Annotated in this window: 2 protein-coding genes; both read left to right on the top strand. The window is 76.0% G+C overall.

Annotated features, from left to right (window positions below):
• Positions 1-27: 27 nt before the first annotated feature.
• A complete protein-coding gene (locus E2C05_RS31305; protein WP_133223513.1) occupies positions 28-951 on the top strand; it encodes a DMT family transporter in 924 nt (307 codons plus the stop codon).
• A gap of 100 nt (positions 952-1051) precedes the next feature.
• The gene (locus tag E2C05_RS31310; protein ID WP_133223514.1) at positions 1052-1813 is read left to right on the top strand and encodes an alpha/beta fold hydrolase; all 762 of its coding nucleotides are present in this window, start codon (positions 1052-1054) and stop codon (positions 1811-1813) included.
• The last annotated feature ends 215 nt before the right edge of the window (positions 1814-2028 follow it).

A 2028-nucleotide genomic window follows, 5' to 3' on the forward strand; every position in this document is an offset into this window, starting at 1 on the left:
CCGCGGCCGGCTGCGCGCCGGCCTGGCATGGCGGCTGACCCGGCGGGGGCGGTCCCCGCGGGCGCCCCGCCCCCGGCATCCCTGCGGCAGGGCCTGCGCTACCTCGGCGTCTCCATCCTGCTCTTCGGCGGCGTCTGGCCGATCACCAAGGCGGCGCTGGCGGATGCCACGCCGCTCTGGTTCGCGCTCAACCGCGCCGCCATGGCCGCGGTGGCCAGCGCGCTGCTGCTGGCGGCGCTCGGGCGGCTGCGCTGGCCGCTGCGGGCGGACCTGCCCTGCATCCTGGCGCTCGGCCTGCTGCAGCTCGGCGGCTTCTTCGCGCTGACCCATGTCGCGCTGGAATGGGTGCCGGCCGGGCGCACCGCCATCCTCGGCAATGTCACGGTGTTCTGGCTGATCCCGCTCTCGGTCTGGGTGCTGGGCGACCGCGTCTCCCGCAACCAGTGGCTGGCGGCGGGCCTCGGCCTGCTCGGCGTCCTCGCGCTCATGCAGCCCTGGGCGCTGCTCGGCAGCGGCGCCGGCCTGGGGCCGGGCGTGCTGGCGGGCTACGGGCTGCTGCTGCTGGCCAGCCTGGCCTGGAGCCTCGCCATCCTGGTCACCCGCCGCCTGCCGCCGCGCCGGCCGGTGCTGGAATTGCTGCCCGTCTCCTTCCTGATCGGCGCCGCGCTGCTGCTGCCGCTGGCGCTGTGGCGGGAACCTGCGGGCGGCATCGGCCGCGACGCCTGGCCCTATGCCATCTTCGTCGGCGCCGTCGCCGCGCCCATCGGCACCTGGGCGACCATCGAGGCGGGGCGGCGACTGTCGGGCATCATGGCCTCGGTCGGCTTCCTGCTGGTGCCGGCGCTGGGCGTCGCCATCGCCAGCCTCTGGCTGGGGGAGGCGCTGGGGTGGGACGTGCTGCTGGGCGGCGCGCTGATCGGGGCGAGCGTGCTGCTGGCGGCACGGGGGTGACGATCGAGGGGGACGCCGTCCCCCGCGACCCCCCCCCTGCCAGGGGTTGGGCGACCCCCGGACCGGCCCGGGTCTGGCAAACCATGAGGAGACACGCGCCATGCGACTGAACGCGGTGGAGGCGGGAGACGGGGCGCCCCTGGTGCTGCTGCACGGGCTGTTCGGCGCCGCCAGCAACTGGGGCGGCATCCAGAAGGCGCTGGCGCCGCGGCATCGCGTCATTGCGCTCGACCTCAGGAACCACGGCGCCTCCGGCCGCGACCCGGCCATGGACTATCCGCGGATGGCCGCCGATGTGGCGGAGACGCTGGCGGCGCTGGGCGCCGCGCCCGCCGCGGTGCTGGGGCATTCCATGGGCGGCAAGGTCGCCATGGCCCTGGCGCTGACGCAGCCCGGGATGGTGGCGCGGCTCGTCGTCGCCGACATCGCCCCGGTCACCTACCCACCGGCGCTGCGCCCCTATGTCGCGGCCATGCAGGACATCCCGCTGCATCCCGACCTGACCCGGCGGGAGGCCGATGCGCTGCTGGCGGACACGATCCCGGAGCCCAATATCCGCGCCTTCCTGCTGCAGAACCTGCGCTTCGGCGAGGGCGCGCCGCAGTGGCGCCTGGGGCTGGCGGAGATCGCCGCCGCCATGCCGATGATCGAGGGCTTCCCGGAGCTGGAGGCGCGCTTCGACGCGCCGGTGCTGGTGCTGGACGGCGAACGCTCGACCTATGTCCGCCCGGCGCATCACGCCCGCATCGCGGCGCTGTTCCCGCACGTGGCCTACGCCATGGTGCCGGGCGCCGGGCATTGGGTGCATGCGGAGAACCCGAAGGGTTTCCTGGCGCTGGTGGAGCCCTTCCTGGCCGGCTGAGGCGCGCCGGGCGGCTGGCCGGCGGCGCGCCATCCGGCCGGCCAGCCGCCGCTGCTGGTGCTGCCCCGCCGGTTGCCGCGGCCATGGCATGGCCTGTCAGACGCGGCGGCGCTGCACCGCCGCCTCTCCCGCCGTGCCTGCGGCGGACGGGCGCCCGATGCGGCGGCGCCGGACCACGCGGCGCTCGGCCGGGTCCGGATCGTGCTGGCCGTGCG

Source organism: Paracraurococcus ruber (assembly GCF_004353985.1).
GTDB classification, from domain to species: Bacteria; Pseudomonadota; Alphaproteobacteria; order Acetobacterales; family Acetobacteraceae; genus Paracraurococcus; species Paracraurococcus ruber.